This window comes from Marinobacter sp. E2, from assembly GCF_055755345.1.
The window spans coordinates 2,103,134-2,121,385 of sequence record NZ_CM146911.1 but is presented as its reverse complement, the minus strand read 5'-3'; the positions used below and the strand labels follow the sequence as shown (position 1 = coordinate 2,121,385).

The window sequence follows — 18,252 nt, the reverse complement described above, 5'->3', positions numbered from 1 at the left end:
AAGATACAAATGGGGGAACAACCATGGCTGAAGCAAAACAACTGAGCGGCGCGGGCCTTCGTGGCCAGGTGGCCGGCGAAACGGCCCTGTGTACAGTCGGCAAGAGCGGCGCAGGCCTCACCTATCGCGGCTATGACATCGCCGACCTGGCGGAGAAAGCCCAGTTCGAGGAAATCGCTTATCTCCTGCTGCGCGGCAAACTGCCGAACCGCCAGGAGCTGGACGCGTACAAGAAAAAGCTCCAGAGCCTGCGCGGCCTGCCCGCGGCCCTGAAAACCGTACTCGAGCAGATTCCCAAGAACGCCCACCCGATGGACGTGATGCGCACCGGCTGCTCCATGCTGGGCAACCTGGAAACCGAGGAAGACTTCAGCGAGCAGGACGACAAGATCGACCGCATGCTGGCGGTTTTCCCGTCCATCATCACCTACTGGTACCGATTCGCCCACGAGGGCGTGCGCATTGAAACCGACAGCGACGTGGATTCCATCGGCGGCCATTTTCTGGAGCTGCTGCACGGCAAGAAGCCCAGCGAGCTGCATGAGCGGGTAATGAACGTCTCACTGATCCTGTATGCGGAGCACGAGTTCAACGCCTCCACCTTTACCGCTCGCGTGTGCGCCTCGACGCTGTCTGACATTCACAGCTGCGTGACCGGCGCCATCGGCTCGCTGCGCGGCCCGCTGCACGGCGGTGCCAACGAAGCGGCCATGGCCCTGATCCAGAAGTTCAAGACCCCGGACGAGGCCGAAGCGGGCCTGCTGGGCATGCTGGAGCGCAAGGAAAAGATCATGGGCTTCGGCCACGCGATCTACAAGGAATCCGACCCGCGCAACGCCATCATCAAGCAGTGGTCGAAGAAGCTGGCGGAAGAAGTAGGGGACACCGTGCTGTACCCGGTGTCTGAGCGCTGCGAGGCAGTGATGTGGCGCGAGAAGAAGCTGTTCTGCAACGCCGACTTCTTCCACGCATCGGCCTATCATTTCATGGGCATCCCCACCGAACTGTTTACGCCCATCTTCGTGATGTCCCGCGTATCCGGCTGGGCCGCCCACGTGAAAGAGCAGCGGGCCAACAACCGCATCATCCGCCCGAGCGCTGATTACACCGGCCCGGCGGATGCCAAGTGGGTGCCGATTGACGAACGGCCGTGAATTAAGCTCCCCTCTCCCCAGGCGGGAGAGGGGCTGGGGGAGAGGGGATGCAAACTCCGAAATGCTCGGTTTCCCCCCCTCTCCCTGACCCTCTCCCGCCAGGGGAGAGGGGATCAACACATCCAATTTCCGAGTACTGCCCATGAACACCGACTACCGCAAACCCCTACCGGGCACCGACCTGGATTATTTTGACACCCGTCAGGCCGTGGAGGACATCCAGGCTGGCGCCTATGACAAACTGCCGTACACCTCCAAGATCCTGGCCGAGCAGCTGGTGCGCCGTTGCGATCCGGCCATGCTGACCGATTCCCTCAAGCAGCTGATCGAGCGCCGTCGCGACCTGGACTTTCCCTGGTACCCGGCGCGAGTTGTATGTCACGACATCCTGGGCCAGACCGCGCTGGTGGATCTGGCTGGCCTGCGGGACGCCATCGCCGAGAAGGGCGGTGACCCGGCCAAGGTCAATCCGGTGGTACCCACTCAGTTGATCGTGGACCACTCCCTGGCCGTGGAGCACGCCGGCTTCGAGAAGGACGCGTTCGAGAAGAACCGCCAGATTGAAGACCGCCGTAACGACGACCGCTTCCACTTCATCAACTGGACCAAGACCGCGTTCAAGAACGTGGACGTGATTCCCCCGGGCAACGGCATCATGCACCAGATCAACCTGGAGAAGATGTCGCCGGTGGTGCAGAACCGTAATGGCGTTGCCTTCCCGGATACCTGCGTGGGCACCGACAGCCACACCCCCATGGTGGACGCTCTGGGCGTTATTTCCGTGGGCGTAGGCGGCCTGGAAGCCGAGAGCGTGATGCTGGGCCGTGCCTCCATGATGCGCCTGCCGGACATCGTGGGCGTTGAGCTCACTGGCAAACTGCGGCCGGGCATCACCGGTACCGACATGGTGCTGGCGATCACCGAGTTCCTGCGCAAGGAGCGCGTGGTGGGCGCCTACCTGGAGTTCTACGGTGAAGGGGCCGATAGCCTCTCCGTGGGCGACCGGGCTACCATCTCCAACATGACACCGGAATACGGCGCCACCGCCGCCATGTTCTACATCGACGGCCAGACCATCGACTACCTGAAGCTGACCGGCCGCGAAGACGATCAGGTGGCTCTGGTTGAGAAGTACGCCAGGGAAACCGGCCTCTGGGCCGACAGCATGAAGAACGCAGAATACGAGCGTGTGCTGAAGTTTGATCTGTCGAAGGTAACGCGCACCCTGGCGGGCCCCTCCAACCCACACGCGCACCTGCCCACCTCCGAGCTGGCCGAGCGCGGCATTGCCGGTGAGTGGGAACAGGAAGAAGGCAAGATGCCGGATGGCGCCTGCATCATCGCAGCCATCACCAGTTGCACCAACACCAGTAACCCCCGGAACATGGTGGCGGCCGGCCTGATTGCCCGGAACGCCAACAAGCTGGGCCTGACCCGCAAGCCCTGGGTGAAGACCTCCCTGGCGCCGGGTTCCAAGACCGTCAAGATGTACCTGGAGGAGGCCAAGCTGCTGCCGGAACTGGAGCAGCTGGGCTTTGGTGTGGTGGCCTTTGCCTGCACCACCTGTAACGGCATGAGCGGTGCACTGGATCCGAAAATTCAGCAGGAGATCATCGACCGGGACCTGTATTCCGTGGCAGTACTCTCGGGTAACCGGAACTTCGATGGCCGCATCCACCCCTACGCCAAGCAGGCGTTCCTGGCGTCACCGCCGCTGGTGGTAGCCTACGCCATTGCGGGCACCATCCGCTTCGACATCGAGAAAGATGCCCTGGGCTACGACAAGGACGGTAACCCCGTCACCCTGAAGGACATCTGGCCCGATGACGCGGAAATCGATGCCATCGTGAAATCCAGCGTGAAGCCGGAGCAGTTCCGCAGCACATACATCCCGATGTTCGACATTACCCGGGATGCCCAGGCCAACACCAACCCGCTTTACGAGTGGCGGCCCCAGAGCACCTACATTCGCCGCCCGCCGTACTGGGAAGGCGCACTGGCCGGTGAAAAGACCCTCAAGGGCATGCGTCCGCTGGCGGTGTTGCCGGACAACATCACCACGGACCATCTCTCGCCGTCGAACGCCATCCTGATGAACAGCGCGGCCGGTGAATATCTGCACAAAATGGGCGTGCCGGAGGAGGACTTCAACTCCTATGCTACCCACCGGGGCGATCACCTGACTGCCCAGCGGGCCACGTTTGCCAACCCGAAACTGTTCAACGAAATGGTTCGGGACGAGAACGGCAACGTGAAGCAGGGCTCCTTGGCGCGCATCGAGCCGGAAGGCAAGGTAACCCGCATGTGGGAAGCCATCGAGACCTACATGGCACGCAAGCAGCCGCTGATCATCATTGCCGGCGCCGACTACGGCCAGGGTTCCTCCCGTGACTGGGCCGCCAAGGGCGTGGCGCTGGCCGGCGTGGAAGCCATTGTGGCCGAGGGCTTCGAGCGCATCCACCGCACCAACCTGGTGGGTATGGGTGTGATGCCGCTGCAGTTCGAGGAAGGCACTACGCGCAACACCCTCGCCATCGACGGCACCGAAACCTACGATGTGGAAGGCACACCGGCGCCGCGCGCCGAGCTGACGCTGGTAATCCATCGCAAGAACGGCAGCACCGAGCGGGTGCCCGTGATCTGCCGGCTGGATACCGCCGAGGAAGTGTCCATCTACAAGGCCGGTGGCGTTCTGCAGCGCTTCGCCCAGGACTTCCTGGAATCCGAGGGGGCCGCATGACACACGCGCCGCAAATCAAAATCCCCGCCACCTACATGCGTGGCGGCACCTCCAAAGGCGTGTTCTTCCGGCTGCAGGACCTGCCGGAAGCCGCGCAGGTACCGGGCGAGGCCCGCGATAAACTGCTGCTACGCGTGATCGGCAGCCCCGATCCCTACCAGAAGCAGATCGACGGCATGGGCGGGGCCACCTCCAGTACCAGCAAGACCGTGATCCTGGCCGAGCCCACGGTGCCCGATCACGACGTGGACTACCTGTTTGGCCAGGTCTCCATCGACAAGCCGTTCGTGGACTGGAGCGGCAACTGCGGCAACCTCACGGCCGCCGTGGGCGCCTTTGCCATCAATAGCGGCTTCGTGGCCAAAGACCGGATCCCCGAGAACGGCACCTGCACCGTGCGCATCTGGCAGGCCAACATCAAAAAGACCATCGTTGCCCATATTCCCATTACCAACGGCGAAGTGCAGGAAACCGGCGACTTCGAGCTGGACGGCGTGACCTTCCCGGCCGCCGAGGTGCAGGTGGAATTCATGGACCCGGCCGACGGTGAGGGCGCCATGTTCCCCACCGGCAATCTGGTGGACGACCTGGAGGTGCCGGGCATCGGCATCCTGAAAGCCACCATGATCAATGCCGGCATCCCCACCATCTTCGTGAACGCCGAAGACATCGGCTACACAGGCACCGAGCTGCAGGATCACATCAACTCCGATCCCCAGGCCCTGGCCCGGTTCGAAACCATCCGTGCCCACGGTGCGGTGAAGATGGGGCTGATCCAGAACATCGAAGAAGCCGCCAATCGCCAGCACACCCCAAAGGTGGCCTTCGTGGCGAAGCCGTCCGATTACGTATCCTCAAGCGGCAAGCACATCGGTGCCGGAGACGTGGATGTACTGGTGCGGGCGCTGTCCATGGGCAAGCTGCACCACGCCATGATGGGTACGGCTGCGGTGGCCATTGCGACCGCCTCGGCGGTTCCGGGAACCCTGGTGAACCTGGCGGCGGGCGGCGGTGATCGCACCCACGTGACCTTTGGGCATCCCTCCGGCACCTTGCGTGTAGGCGCGGAGGCCAAGCAGGTCGACGGGCAGTGGACGGCAACCAAGGCGATCATGAGCCGGAGTGCCCGGGTGTTGATGGAAGGTTGGGTGAGGGTGCCCCAGTAATCCGGGACTGTCGGGTTGCTTTACACTTCGCTCAGGAATCCCACATTGCTGTTTTGTAACGCGCTGTTTTCTGGTGACACTGTCGAAGGTGGCACGAAACGCGCGTTACGACCTCGCGATTCCCATTTTCGGGAATTCTGACAAACAGGAATAGTGGGGTCACAACATAAAGTATGGAAAACTAATCGCCGCTGCGGCAACGGCGGGCTTGTTGGCAAGTGGCAGTGCGAATGCCCTGTTGATCACCGTTGAAGCTGGAGGCGTATACAACAGCAGCGTGTCCGGCATTACTGAAATTGATTTCAGCAGTGGGTGTAGTTACGCGGGTGGTTGCTCCGGCAGCTTCGATGTCGTTACTGGCAGCGTAAGTGGCCAGTACGCAGCACCGTTTAACCTGGGCTCTGATAACCCGTACCTGACGGTGCCGGAACCCTACACCAGCGCACTGTCCGCAACTCTGGACCCGGGTGGCAGCTACAATTATTTCGGTCTTTTCTGGGGCTCGATTGATAACTACAACTCAATCAAGTTTTCCAATTCCGTGACCGGAGACGACTGGCTGGTAACGGGGCTGGATCTCCAGACCGTGGATCCCAATATCCTTGTAGAGGGTAACCAGGTAAGCCTGAACGACAACCGGTACGTCAATTTCTTCTTTGGCGCGATGTCGTTCGACACCATTGAACTGATCAGCACCAGCAAGGCGTTCGAGACCGATAATCATGCCTTTGCGCAGGTTCCGGAGCCGGCCACCTTCGCGCTGCTCGGCCTGGGCCTGATGGGTATGGGGCTCAGGGGCCGCAAGCGTAAAGCCTGATTGCTCTATTTGCTCCCAAAGTAAAGAAGCCATTCAGATCCAGTCTGAATGGCTTCTTTGTTTTACGACGTTACATCACATCAACTGTGCTGGACATCCACTCGCTCAGGCAGAGCGTGAGAACAGCCGGCGTCTGGCGCCCAGCCCAAGCAAGCCAAGGCCCAGCAGTGCCAGGGTAGCAGGCTCCGGTACCGGGGTGGGCGTTACCTGCTCGGCATCTCCAATTACCATGTCGTCGAAGGCGAACAGATCGCCACCGCCGGCGTTGGTAAATTCAATGCTGGTGAAGGACTGCGCCAGGTCGTAGAACCCGAAGAATAGTGTTGCCTGGGCCAAGTTGCCGATACCCAGTGAGTGAGGAACGGTCAGTTCCGTGGTGTCGCCCAGCGTGTTGGTCAACTTGAGCACCATCTGGTTGGTGACAAAGTCGCCAATGTCGATACCGTTAAAGCCGAAAGCGCTCACCGGATCGAGAAAATCGATCACGAACGAGCCGGTGCTGACTTCAAGGTATTTTGTACCGGACGTCGCAAACCGTCCAACTGCCGGGGAACCAGCAATGACGCCAGTACCTGTCAGGGTGGCACTCAGCGAGCCACTGCTACCCGGGAAGCTCAGGTTCAACGGGGAACTGCTCCCCGAGGTGAATGATTCAAAGTCCTCGTTCCCAACACCGGTCAGGTTAGCCAGAAAATCCGTGCGCGCCTGCGCGGAATTCGTTCCAAGGACCCCAGCTGTTGAGGTGTCCTCGCCAAAGAAAGTAATAGGAGCGGCCAGAGCACTGGAAGCTCCCCCCATGAGAGCAAGCGCGAGCGAAGCGCCTACAACGTGTCCACCGATTGTCATATTCCTGTTCATTGCTTTCGTCCCTTTAGTGTTTCCACGGTGTATTTCTTGAGTCTTTATGGAGCGTCAGTGCCCCTTTACACCGGTGCAAGGTGAAGGCCAACTATGAAAAGTGCATTTATAACAATCAGATAACATGTGTCTTCATGAGATCATGCCTGAAAATGTTTAATTTCCTGACATATCCTGTGCCAGCTGGCTCTCAGACTGTCAGCAACTAGACTCTGGGGTAGGCGTCAGGCAACAAGAGGAGGATGGTTCCAATGTCGCAGACCTCAGATTCGAACGAGCGCCCAGACTACGACCAGGTACTGCAGAAAATCGCGGACTATGTGCTGACCTACAACATCGACAGCGAAGAGGCCTGGACTACGGCCAGGTATTGCCTGATGGACTCCATTGGCTGTGGTTTACTGGCGCTTAGGTTTCCCGAGTGTTCAAAGCATCTCGGGCCCCTGGTGGAGGGCACTCACGTTCCCGATGGCGCCCGTGTCCCGGGCACACATTTCCGCCTGGACCCGGTGAAAGCGGCCTGGGACATCGGCTGTATTATCCGCTGGCTGGATTACAACGACACCTGGCTGGCGGCAGAGTGGGGGCACCCCTCCGACAACCTCGGGGCCATCCTGGCCGTTGCCGATCACCTCTCGCGTAAACGTGTGTCGGCGGGCAAGCGCCCCCTGGCGGTTCGCGACGTTCTCGAAGCGATGATCATGGCCCATGAGATACAAGGCGTGCTCGCGCTGGAGAACTCGTTCAATCGGGTGGGGCTGGACCATGTTGTACTGGTAAAAGTGGCCTCAACTGCCGTGGCGGCCCGCCTGATGGGCGCCAGCCGGGAACAGATGCTTTCGGCACTGTCTCATGCCTGGGTAGACGGCCAATCCCTGCGGACATACCGTCACGCCCCCAATGCGGGCCCAAGGAAATCCTGGGCAGCCGGCGATGCCTCCTCCCGGGCCGTGCGGCTGGCGGACATTGCCATGCGCGGAGAAACCGGCATTCCGGGTGTGCTGACGGCGCCGCAGTGGGGGTTCTATGACGTTCTATTCAGCAAGACCAACAAAGACCAGCAACTGAAACCCGAAGACCAGCGTCAGTTTTCCCTGCCTCAGCCTTTTGGCAGCTATGTGATGGAGAATATCCTGTTCAAGATCTCGTTTCCCGCGGAGTTCCATGCCCAGACTGCCGTAGAAGCTGCACTGGCACTGCACCCTGAGGTCAAGGACCGGTTGGCGGACATCGAGCGAATAGTCATTACCACCCACGAATCGGCCATCCGGATCATTTCGAAAACCGGAAAACTCGCTAACCCCGCAGATCGGGACCACTGCCTGCAGTATATGACCGCCGTTCCCCTCATTTTCGGAAAACTCGAGGCGGAGCAGTATGAAGACAGCTTCCACGAGGCCCATCCGATCATTGATGAGCTTCGGAACAGAATGGAGGTGGTTGAGGACAAGCGTTACAGCCGGGAATATCTGGAGCCGGAAAAGCGATCCATTGCCAATGCCATACAGGTGTTCTTCTCAGATGGCTCCAGTACAAAGCCCGTTGCCGTGGAGTATCCCCTGGGGCACCGGCGCCGCAGGGACGAGGGCATTCCGGAACTGGTGAAGAAATTCGAGACCAATCTGGCGACGCGATTCTCTCGCCAGCAGTGCGCCCGGATTCTTGCTCTGTGTGAGGATCAAAAGGCACTCGAGGCGGTGCCCGTTCACGAATTCATGGATGCTTTGGCTGGCTGACAGGGACCGGGCAAATTGGTGGAATCCTGTCGCTTGCGATTGCAGTAGCCTGAAATTGCAGTAAACTGCTGCTCTTGGCGCTGTATAACGCGGGATGCGTTTTTTATTGCTTGGGTAGCAAAAGGAGTTGGCGTGGCACACGTCAGATTGTTCAGACACTACATACACCTGCCTTTTGTCATTCTCGGGCTGATAGACCTGCTGGTCCTGGCACTGGTCTTCTCGCTTGCTGTTTTCTTCCGGTTTTTTGGTGATCTTCCGTTCTTCTGGGACAACCTCGTTTTTGTCCTGCCCTCAGCGGTGGTATTCGCGGTTATCTGCCTGATTGTCATGATTGCCCTTGGGGTTCACCAGTCCCGGGTTGAGGAAGGCATGTCGGGCATGATGCTCAGAACCATCATGGCGCTGATACTGGCCATTCCCGCCCATGGCTTCGCCTATGTAATTGCTGACCAATGGCTCTGGTATATGGGCAGCTTCGGCCTGCTCACCACCGCCACGGTGCTTTCGGTGTTTGCCCTCGGCGTTGCCCGTGTTCTGTTTTTCAGCATCGTCGGCAAAGAGGCCTTCAAGCGCCGGGTGCTGGTGCTGGGCGCAGGTCGCAGGGCCAACCAGTTGCTGGTGGATCTCGAAACACCCTTTAACCGGAAGGGCTTCACGCTCGACGGCTTTGTGCCACTTCCTGATGAATCGATCGAGGTGGAAGAGCAATACCTCATCAACAACCCTGCCTCGCTCCACGATTACATCCTCAGGCACCCGGTCAGAGAGATCGTAGTGGCGGTAGACGACCGCCGGAAGGGGCTGCCGATGGAAGACCTTCTCGAATGCAAGATGGAAGGTGTCCATATAATTGACGGTGCCAGTTTCTACGAACGAGAGTCCAGAAAAGTGGCTCTTGAGATGATTACCCGGGGCTGGCTGGTCTTTTCTGACGGCTTTACTGTGTCTTCTGTGTACGGCTTCGGCAAAAGAACGCTGGATATCCTGGCGGCCGGCAGCCTGCTCATTGTCAGTGCGCCGATCATGCTGCTCACGGCGCTGGCCATCAAACTTGAAGATGGATTGAAGGCCCCTGTGCTGTACAGCCAGGAGCGGGTAGGTCTGAACGACAAGGTCTTCCGCGTACACAAATTCCGGTCGATGCGGACGGATGCCGAGAAGGATGGCGCCGTGTGGGCGAGTAAGAATGACACCCGCGTGACCCGTGTGGGCGAATTCATTCGCAAGGTACGGATCGACGAGCTGCCACAGATCTTTAATGTACTGAATGGCACCATGGCATTTGTCGGCCCCCGGCCCGAAAGGCCGGTGTTTGTTCAGCGCCTCACCGAGACCATTCCCTTCTACGGAGAGCGGCATCGGGTAAAGCCGGGGCTGACGGGGTGGGCGCAGCTGTGTTTTGCCTACGCGGATAATGAAGAGGACACTCGCGAAAAGCTTCGCTACGATTTGTACTACATAAAAAATCAGAGTTTACTTCTTGATCTGTTGATTATAATTCAGACAGTGGAAGTGGTATTGTTCAAGAAAGGATCCAGGTAGTTTCGGGACGAGCTCTCCCCGAGACACGGAATAAGAGACGGAACCAGAGAGGAATAAAAATGTCATCGAAGTTTTCACTGTGGGGGCTCTTTGTGCCCCTGGCGGCGGTATCTCTTATTGCCGGATGCGCTTCCAACTCCCCATCCTCCAGCGAAAAGATTCAGCAGGCGCTTCAGTTAGAAACAACCAACAGTGTCGACCAGTACATTCTGGGGCCAACCGATGTTGTGCGCGTGTCTGTCTGGCGTAATGAAGACCTGAGTATCTCAGTACCCGTGCGCCCCGATGGCAAAATATCGGTTCCGCTGATCGGGGATGTGCACGCATCCGGCGAGACGCCCGAAGGTCTGGCAAGCGATATTGAGGCCGGGCTTTCAGCCTACATCCGAGAGCCGCAAGTAAGCGTTGTGGTTACCAATATGGGAAGTCACGAATATATTGATCGGGTTCGTGTTACCGGAGCAGTCAAGAGTCCGCTTTCCGTGCCTCACCGAACTGGCATGACCGTACTGGATATGTATCTGACCGCGGGCGGCGGAAATCAGTTCGCGGCCGCAAATGATGCGATGCTTTACAGGCCGATGAGAGGTGAAGTCGTCGCAATTCCTGTCAGGTTGGACGACATTCTAACCAAAGGTGACATAGCAACAAATTACCCGATGCGGCCTGGCGACATACTTGCCGTGCCGGAACGAAGTTTCTGAGCGTTAGGGTATTTGATTATGGCAGTGCCACTGTCCAGTTTACCGGTTGAGATTCTCAGGGAAGTGCGGTCGCGCAAATGGCAGGTGTTGTTTGCGTTTGTCGTGCTGAGCTTCCTGGTGCTTGGTGCCGGGTTCGTATGGCCTTACAAGTACCAGTCAGAGGTCGTCATTTTCGTCGATGATCAGAATATTATTCGACCACTTATGGAAGGCAGCGCAATAACCACAAAGGTTAGCGACCAGACATCGTCGGCGCGCCAAACGCTTTCAAACAGAGAAGCGCTGGTACAAATTGCCACAGATCCAAGCATTTATGGTCCGGGGGCGGGCAATCAAACTCCAGACATCATTGAGTCGCGCATTGCTACTCTCCGAGCGAATCTCACCGTTAAACCAGCCGGCGGCAGCTATTTTTCAATTGGTTACACCTCACAGTCGCCGGCGGAGGCGTTCCGGATAGCCCAGCGTTTGGGACAGCTTTTTATCTCTGAGAGTTCAGAAAGAAAACGTCTCGAAAGCCGCAATGCTTATGATTTCGTCGACAAACAGGTAAAGAATTACGAGCGGCAGCTGGCGGAAGTTGAGGAACGATTGCAGAACTTTCTCTCAGAGAACAAGGACGGCACTGAAGAGGAAGCCAACGCACGAATGAACAGCCTGAAGTCTCAGCTTGAGCTGGCCGAGCTCGAAAAGGCTGAGCTGCAGTCGCGAACTCAATCGCTTCAGGTTCAACTGAGTAGCATTGATCCGACCGTTAGCCAGGGCAGAACTGCAGATGCTTTCCAGAAGCGCATAGCTGATATGGAGTCGCGGCTGGACGATTTGCGTCTGCGATATCTTGATACCTACCCAGACATCGTCATCCTGAAGGAACAGATTGCTGAGTTGCGAAAGCAAAGGCAGAAAGCCCTGGAAGAAAGTGGCGATGAAAGCGATGCTCAAACTTTATCCGGCACGGACATTGTTAACCCGGTGTATCAGGACATTCGCGCATCGTTGACAGAAGCCCGGGCAGACCTCGTGACCACCACGACGCGAATCAATTCTCTGAAACAACTGATCGCCGAACAGGAACAGAGAATGGCGCGTATTCAAGAAAACAAAACCCGGTATGCGGAAATCACCCGGGATATGAAGGTGAATACACAGATTTACAATGATCTTCTCCGGCGCCGGGAAAAGGCCAGGGTTTCCATGCATCTGGACGTGGAAGGTCAGGGCCTCAATTACGAAATATACGAATCTGCCCAATTCCCGACACAACCGGAGAAACTGAAGTTTCCAATGTTTGCATTCGCCGGAATACTTCTGGGCGCGATTGCACCTTTCGGAGCCATAGCCGGGTTACTTCAGATTGACCCACGGGTACGCGCCCGGCAGCAACTCGAGGAGGATATAGGTCTGCCGGTTCTTGCTGAGATCCCCTTGGTGCGCACGCCCTATGAGAAACGGCGCGACCGAAGGGTCACCATTATTGTTTCAGTATTTGCCATAGTGGCGGTAGCGGCCTATGTGGCTATCGTGGCTGCCGCACTTATGGGAGTTGTTTAATGGCAGATTATAAACAGGGCAGGTCTGATTCAGAGCAGAGCGTTGAAGAGGCTGGCTTTGATAAATGGCGGACCACGAACGATAAAGCCGAAAAAGGCTCCACGCCCGATGAGAGGGAACTCCTCAAGGGTGGTGGTTCGGATCATCGCCTTCAGCGCAGCAACACCTACTTTGATGGTGATGATTCTCGCATGCTGGTGCCTAGTTCGCTGGAACTTGGCCCTGGTGCGGTAGACAGATACGTTATCAGTAAACAAATCATCAAGATGCAGGAGCCGCGCAGGCTCACTCCGGACGATCTGGACGAGCGCCGAATTGTTTACCCGGAGTCGAAAAACCGGGATCTGGTCAATCGATTTCGCCATCTTAGAACAAAACTTCTTGAACTGTCCGGCGGCAACAACTTTACCCTTGTCGTAACCGGTACAGGAGAGGGCGCAGGCACCTCGTTTATGGCGCTGAACCTCGCCGCAGCCTTTGCGTTTGATCAGGCAAAAACGGCGCTTATTATCGACTGCAACCTGCGGAACCCAACACTCCACACCCAGCTTGACCTTTCTGCTGAGACTGGCCTGACTGATTTTCTGGAAGATTTTGACTACGACATCGGAAAGATCATCTACCCGACGGGGATTCCCCGACTGCGCCTTGTTCCGGCAGGCAGTCAGCGAGAGGATGCCTCTGAGTTTTTTACATCATTTCGAATGAAGCAGTTTCTCCAGGCCGTAAGGCGCAGGTATCCGGATCGTTTTATCGTTCTTGATACGGCGCCGATCTCACATTCACCGGACGCCAGAATTCTCGGCGAGCTTTGCGACTTTTCCATGTTGGTAGTTCCTCATGGAAAGATTACGGGTAGTTCGGTTGAAGACGCCGCTAGAGCGTTTGATCCCGACAAGTTTGTAGGAGCCGTAATCAATGGATAGGTTATTCGGAGCAGGGAAGCTCCGGCATACACTTCCCCTTTTGCTCGCAGCAGCCCTGTTTACGACGCCAGCCATTTCGCAGGGTCAGTTGCGTCTTACTGGCAACCAGTCCGCGCGATTCACAGACAATGCTGCAAAGGCTCCGAACAACGAACAAAGCGACATCGAGAGTACCACGTCTCTCACCGCTTCTTACGAATCGGATCCCGGAAAGTGTAACGCCAGCTTTTCGAGCACTGTCGGCTACTCCATTTGGCTGGATGAAACTTTTGATAACGAAACCAACGCCAGCATGAACCTGAACAGTGAATGCGAGCTGGCAACCGGCCTTTACTGGGATCTGGATAACAATCTGCGGCAGGTTCGCCAGGATGTGACTCAAAGCGATACGCCCGCAAACCGGACCAGAAAGAACGTCTTCAGCACCGGCCCCCGTTACGTATGGCGCCTGGGCGCTCTGGATACCATTACAGTCAGCAGCCGTTACGAAAATACCGAATTCGAAGAGCCGGAAGAAACCGACAGCGAGCGCCTGACTGGCACCACGGCCTGGTCTCATCTGTTCAGCCCGACCCTTAGCGGGGGGGTCAGTGGTTCTTACACCTCAACAGAGCTGGATACAGGTGCGGACATTGATGTACGCACCCTGCGGTTAACCGGTGGTAAAACATGGGCAACGACTTCGGCTTCCGGCTCAATTGGTGTGAGTGAGATTGAAACCAGCATCGGCAGTTCCTCCCAAACCAGCGATGGCGTGGTTGGCCAATTGGAACTTACTCGGACTGTAAGCCCCAGCGCCAATTGGTACCTCCGAGCGGCCCGGGAACTAACGGATCGGACCTCAAGCTTCGATATCCAGTTCGAAGAGTTCGAGTTCAATCTGAACGAGAGTATTACCGTTGAAACAACCAGCGTTGCGACTGGCCTCCGGAAAGGTTTTTCGGATGGCGGTAACCTGAACGTAGAAGCCTTCGCCAATCAGTCGGACTTGCTGGAAACAGACGAATTGGAGCGAGCGTCGGGACTGAATGTCCGGTATGGACGACCTATCAGCGGTCAACTGAGCGGTAACGCCAGATTTGGCTACCGGTACCTGACGTTTGAGCAGAATGAATCGGACGACCAAATCGTCAATCTCGCATTGGACCTGAGTTATCAGGCAAGCCGCGAACTCAGTCTGTCTGGCAGGATCGGCCAGGAACAGAAGACCAGCGACGTGTCGAGCCGCGAGTACGATGAATTCTGGCTCCAGATTTCGGTGGGATACAGATTCCGCTAGGCTGATGGCCATCGGAATAGGGCACAATTTATGACAAACACTATCGAGAACGCCCTCACTATCGACGTGGAGGATTACTTCCAGGTAGCCGCGCTGGCCGAAGCCGTTCGTCCTGAGGACTGGCATTCGATGGAGTACAGAGTTGAAGCTAACACCAACCGTCTGTTGGATTTACTGGATAAACACAACACCAAAGCCACCTTTTTCACCCTGGGCTGGGTGGCAGAGAAATCCCCGGAGCTGGTTCGCACCATCCAGAGAGGCGGCCACGAAATCGCCAGTCACGGCTACAGCCATCAACTCATCTACAACCAGACACCGGATGCTTTCCGGGAGGAAACTCGTCGTTCCAAGCGGATTCTGGAAGACATCACTGGCCAAGCCATAACCGGTTATCGCGCGGCCAGCTACTCGATCACCAACCAATCGCGCTGGGCTCTGGACATACTGGCGGAAGAAGGCTTTGTGTGGGATTCCTCCATTTTCCCCGTGCATCACGACCGTTACGGCATGCCCGGCACACCACGATGGCCACACAAGCTCACCACGAATGAAGGTCATGAGCTGGCCGAATTTCCGCTGAGTACGCTGAAATTCCCCGGTTACACCCTGCCCATTGCCGGAGGCGGCTATTTCCGATTGTTCCCCTACTGGTTCAGCCGCTGGGGCCTGGGCAGCATCAACCGCCAGGGCCAACCGTTTGTGTTCTACCTGCATCCTTGGGAAGTCGACCCGGGCCAGCCGAAGCTGGACGTCAAATGGTTCTCCCGTTTCCGGCACTACAACAACCTGGATGTGTGCGAGGCGCGGCTGGATAAGCTTTTGGGCCACTTCTCATTCGTGCCCATGGGTGAGGTGCTCCGCAAACAGGGTCTACTGAATGACAGCCAACGGCCCGAGCCCGAATCCCCGAACACGGTGAGCGGACTGGCATAATGGTCTTCCTGTTCTGGGCGTCGTTCTTCCTGTTGTTCTATATCTACTTCGGATATCCGCTGGCTATCAAGGCCGTTGCCATGCTGCGCCCCAAGCCGGTGGATAAAGCGACTGCATACCAACCCAGTGTGTCCATACTGATCGCCGCCTACAACGAAGCCAAAGACATCGAATCCACGTTGCGGAACAAACTGGCTCTGGATTACCCGGCGGATCTGATGGAAGTACTGGTGATTTCCGACGAATCCGATGATGGCACAGATGACATCGTAGAACGGGTCGCAGAGACCGCGCCTTTTCCGGTACGCCTCTACCGGCAAATTCCTCGTCAGGGGAAAACAGCGGGTCTGAACACGCTGCGCGGACACGCCAAGGGCGAGATTCTGCTGTTTTCCGACGCCAACTCCGAATGGGACGGCCGGGCAGTAACGGCGTTGGTCAGCAATTTCAACGATCCGACAGTGGGCTACGTCACCGGCAAGATGATCTACGTCCACCAGGACGGCTCGCTGGTGGGCGATGGCTGCAGTGCCTACATGAAATACGAAAACTGGCTGCGGCAGCAGGAAACCCTGGCCGGCTCCGTCGTCGGCGTCGACGGCGGCATAGACGCCATGCGCAAATCCCTGCATCAGCCCCTGCGCGCTGACCAGTTGCCGGACTTCGTGCAGCCCTTAAAGGTCGTAGAACAGGGCTACCGCGTGGTGTACGAGCCGGAAGCGATGTTGAAGGAAGAAGCGCTCACCGACGGCACCAGCGAATTCAGCATGCGCGTCAGGGTCAGCTTGCGAGCGCTCTGGGCCTTGAAAGACATGAAGCGGCTACTCAGCCCTGCTTGGAACCCACTGTTCGCCTGGCAACTGTTTTCTCACAAGGCTTTGCGATACGTAGCCTTTCTGCCAATGGCAACACTTGCGCTGGCGACGCTGTATCTGGCGCCGCTCAAAGGACTTTACGGCCTGGCGGCAATTGGCTACGCGGGCTTCCTGATCCTGGCCTGGAGCGGGCACAAAAAAGAATCCAATGGGGAATCGCTCTCGGCGATCTACTCAATACCCTATTACTTCATGTTGCTGAATCTTGCTTCTTACAAAGCGTGCGTTGCATTTTTCAGGGGCGAGAAGAAGGTTATCTGGAATCCACGGAAGGGATAATGAGTGACATTCACCACGAACGCATCGGATAAACCAATGGCCTTCGGGTCTACTTCAGTTTTACTGAATCGCTATCTGCCTCTCGGGATTGTGCTGCTTGTTTTTCTTTTTTCTTTGGGAAACAAGCTTAGCGTTCTCGAAGTCGGAGCTCCCTACGTCACGATAGACGACCAGACAAAATATGAAGGCGGTTTTCATGTCTGGTTCGGCCAGGCTCCGCCGCAGCGTATGTACATCGAGAGCTGGATCAGCGGTGTCTCCTCCATCGCCACCTACGTCGCCCGACATGTTGGTCAGGACGGGGCCATTGGATTGAATCTGGTGGCGGATGCCTACCGAGACTTTCACGCCAATCCCGACCCCTATGTGCAGACCTATCGTTCCCTCATGCTGTTCGTGGATTTCCTGACGGCACTACTGGTGTTTTTACTGGCAAGGGAAATCGCCAGGCGCCATGCGGAAGTAAATTGGATCGCAGCCATCGCGGCCAGCCTCTACATGCTCAGTTTCAATACCCTCTGGGCCTACGTTGTCGCTCGACCTGACACGTTGACGGTACTCTTCGCGGTATCCGGCTTACTCCTTTATTACCGTTCTGATTTCGGAGAGCGCCAGAAAACGCTGGTATTAAGCGGTGTACTTTTGGGGCTAGCCTCAGGCATGAAATTGCACGGCGCCTTCTTTGTGATTTTCATCTGTCTGGATCTCTGGCGACAGCTGGGTTTTAAAGAGGCCGTCAGGCGGGCGTTCTGGTTTGGTTTGATCGCGGTAGTTGTGTTTGCGGTGTCGGCCGGCTCGGTAATTTTCGACCCGGCGCTTTACGTCAAACTCCGTCTGCTCAATGCCCGTGATGATGCTTCACCCTGGTTGGAGTGGGGCGATCAATTCTACACCCTTCTGCATGGTACCGGCTGGCTGATCGTTCCGTTGATTGCTGTGTCGATCTGGATGGTACGTCGTTTACCGCAATGGAAAGGCAATCCGCGGTTTGCCAGCGTCATATTTCTCAGTATTTGCTGGCTGATCCTGTTCGCCAGTCTCAGAGTCTTGCGGGGGTACTGGATGCTGCCGGCCTTGCCATTGTTTTACATCACGGCGGCTCTGGTCATCGTGCAGGCGGCCCGGAATTATTGGCGTCTGCCGGTTCTCGCACTGCTATTCGGAATATTTGGGGCCCAGCTTTGGCAGGAAGGTAGAACTTTTCGAGATGTTCCGTTCAATGAATTGCGCAGCTGGGTTACCCAGAATGTTGCGCCTGACGACACGGTTTATATTCTTGGATACACCGCGCTGAGCCTGCCGTTGAATACCAGTGCTATCCAGCAACACAAGCAAGTACTTGAAGCGGGCTTTACCGATGCAGTGGCGGAAGGAGAGTCGTTCACGGACCGACATATCAGGCTCTGGGAAGAGCGGGCCAGATACCGGCTGCTTGACATGCTTAACTTCCGTTCCGACACAGGCTACCGGTATTTCGGTTACAACAGTTTCCTGCCCGACGTCATGGAGCAATTCGTACCCTTCGACAGCGTTGACTTTATTTTGCTGCAAGAGCACTTCGATCTTTCTGAGAAAAGGGTCCTCGTTAGGCTATTGCAAGATGAGTATGAAAAAGTCACTTCCCTGACTGCTCCCGGCGGCGGTGGTTATGGGCTGTCCTACGACGTATACAGGCGGGCAGAATAG

13 protein-coding genes and 1 pseudogene are annotated in these 18,252 nt (G+C 57.0%); 13 read left to right on the top strand and 1 reads right to left on the bottom strand.

The genetic code is table 11. From position 1 onward, the window contains the following. Positions 1-23: 23 nt before the first annotated feature. From prpC to AC0J1C_RS09650, 4 genes are all read left to right on the top strand, one after another. Complete coding sequence (prpC, locus tag AC0J1C_RS09665) at positions 24-1,154, top strand: bifunctional 2-methylcitrate synthase/citrate synthase (RefSeq protein WP_473043676.1); 1,131 nt, start codon at positions 24-26, stop codon at positions 1,152-1,154. Positions 1,155-1,296: 142 nt separating this feature from the next. Next, positions 1,297-3,894, top strand: coding sequence for a Fe/S-dependent 2-methylisocitrate dehydratase AcnD (gene acnD, locus AC0J1C_RS09660; protein WP_473043674.1), 2,598 nt, complete (start codon positions 1,297-1,299; stop codon positions 3,892-3,894). Continuing rightward, the gene (gene prpF / locus AC0J1C_RS09655) at positions 3,891-5,060 is read left to right on the top strand and encodes a 2-methylaconitate cis-trans isomerase PrpF (RefSeq protein WP_473043673.1); all 1,170 of its coding nucleotides are present in this window, start codon (positions 3,891-3,893) and stop codon (positions 5,058-5,060) included. Before acnD ends, prpF begins: the two co-directional genes overlap by 4 nt. Positions 5,061-5,271: 211 nt before the next feature. Further along, entirely contained in the window at positions 5,272-5,877 is a 606-nt protein-coding gene (locus tag AC0J1C_RS09650) for an Npun_F0296 family exosortase-dependent surface protein (protein WP_473043671.1), read from the top strand. Between the two features lie 105 nt (positions 5,878-5,982). Here the strand turns inward: AC0J1C_RS09650 and AC0J1C_RS09645 are convergent. Next, positions 5,983-6,078: pseudogene (locus AC0J1C_RS09645) on the bottom strand (PEP-CTERM sorting domain-containing protein); the annotation flags it as partial. Between the two features lie 908 nt (positions 6,079-6,986). Here AC0J1C_RS09645 and AC0J1C_RS09640 point away from each other — a divergent pair. The 9 genes from AC0J1C_RS09640 to AC0J1C_RS09600 all read left to right on the top strand — a co-directional run bounded on the left by AC0J1C_RS09640 (position 6,987) and on the right by AC0J1C_RS09600 (position 18,252). Further along, positions 6,987-8,471 (top strand): bifunctional 2-methylcitrate dehydratase/aconitate hydratase, encoded by a 1,485-nt coding sequence (locus AC0J1C_RS09640; RefSeq protein WP_473043669.1) that lies wholly within the window; start codon positions 6,987-6,989, stop codon positions 8,469-8,471. Between the two features lie 132 nt (positions 8,472-8,603). Next, positions 8,604-10,016, top strand: a complete 1,413-nt coding sequence (locus AC0J1C_RS09635; RefSeq protein WP_473043667.1) for a TIGR03013 family XrtA/PEP-CTERM system glycosyltransferase — start codon at positions 8,604-8,606, stop codon at positions 10,014-10,016. Positions 10,017-10,075: 59 nt separating this feature from the next. Then, positions 10,076-10,720 (top strand): XrtA/PEP-CTERM system exopolysaccharide export protein, encoded by a 645-nt coding sequence (locus AC0J1C_RS09630; RefSeq protein WP_473043665.1) that lies wholly within the window; start codon positions 10,076-10,078, stop codon positions 10,718-10,720. 18 nt (positions 10,721-10,738) lie between these two features. Then, positions 10,739-12,271 (top strand): XrtA system polysaccharide chain length determinant, encoded by a 1,533-nt coding sequence (locus AC0J1C_RS09625; protein ID WP_473043662.1) that lies wholly within the window; start codon positions 10,739-10,741, stop codon positions 12,269-12,271. Next, the gene (locus AC0J1C_RS09620; protein WP_473043660.1) at positions 12,271-13,197 is read left to right on the top strand and encodes a P-loop NTPase family protein; all 927 of its coding nucleotides are present in this window, start codon (positions 12,271-12,273) and stop codon (positions 13,195-13,197) included. Before AC0J1C_RS09625 ends, AC0J1C_RS09620 begins: the two co-directional genes overlap by 1 nt. Next, positions 13,190-14,476, top strand: coding sequence for an outer membrane beta-barrel protein (locus AC0J1C_RS09615; protein WP_473043658.1), 1,287 nt, complete (start codon positions 13,190-13,192; stop codon positions 14,474-14,476). The genes AC0J1C_RS09620 and AC0J1C_RS09615 overlap by 8 nt, the downstream gene beginning before the upstream one ends. Before the next feature lie 30 nt (positions 14,477-14,506). Beyond that, positions 14,507-15,412, top strand: a complete 906-nt coding sequence (locus AC0J1C_RS09610) for an XrtA system polysaccharide deacetylase (protein WP_473043657.1) — start codon at positions 14,507-14,509, stop codon at positions 15,410-15,412. After that, entirely contained in the window at positions 15,412-16,566 is a 1,155-nt protein-coding gene (locus AC0J1C_RS09605) for a glycosyltransferase family 2 protein (protein ID WP_473043655.1), read from the top strand. Before AC0J1C_RS09610 ends, AC0J1C_RS09605 begins: the two co-directional genes overlap by 1 nt. A 3-nt stretch (positions 16,567-16,569) precedes the next feature. Then, entirely contained in the window at positions 16,570-18,252 is a 1,683-nt protein-coding gene (locus tag AC0J1C_RS09600; RefSeq protein ID WP_473043653.1) for a hypothetical protein, read from the top strand.

Excerpts from the sequence above, each read along its gene's own strand:
- AC0J1C_RS09640 (WP_473043669.1), top strand. The coding sequence starts at position 6,987 with ATGTCGCAGACCTCAGATTCGAACGAGCGCCCAGACTACGACCAGGTA.
- AC0J1C_RS09625 (WP_473043662.1), top strand. The coding sequence starts at position 10,739 with ATGGCAGTGCCACTGTCCAGTTTACCGGTTGAGATTCTCAGGGAAGTG.
- AC0J1C_RS09605 (WP_473043655.1), top strand. The coding sequence starts at position 15,412 with ATGGTCTTCCTGTTCTGGGCGTCGTTCTTCCTGTTGTTCTATATCTAC.
- AC0J1C_RS09615 (WP_473043658.1), top strand. The coding sequence starts at position 13,190 with ATGGATAGGTTATTCGGAGCAGGGAAGCTCCGGCATACACTTCCCCTT.
- prpC (WP_473043676.1), top strand. The coding sequence starts at position 24 with ATGGCTGAAGCAAAACAACTGAGCGGCGCGGGCCTTCGTGGCCAGGTG.
- AC0J1C_RS09620 (WP_473043660.1), top strand. The coding sequence starts at position 12,271 with ATGGCAGATTATAAACAGGGCAGGTCTGATTCAGAGCAGAGCGTTGAA.
- prpF (WP_473043673.1), top strand. The coding sequence starts at position 3,891 with ATGACACACGCGCCGCAAATCAAAATCCCCGCCACCTACATGCGTGGC.
- AC0J1C_RS09610 (WP_473043657.1), top strand. The coding sequence starts at position 14,507 with ATGACAAACACTATCGAGAACGCCCTCACTATCGACGTGGAGGATTAC.
- AC0J1C_RS09630 (WP_473043665.1), top strand. The coding sequence starts at position 10,076 with ATGTCATCGAAGTTTTCACTGTGGGGGCTCTTTGTGCCCCTGGCGGCG.
- acnD (WP_473043674.1), top strand. The coding sequence starts at position 1,297 with ATGAACACCGACTACCGCAAACCCCTACCGGGCACCGACCTGGATTAT.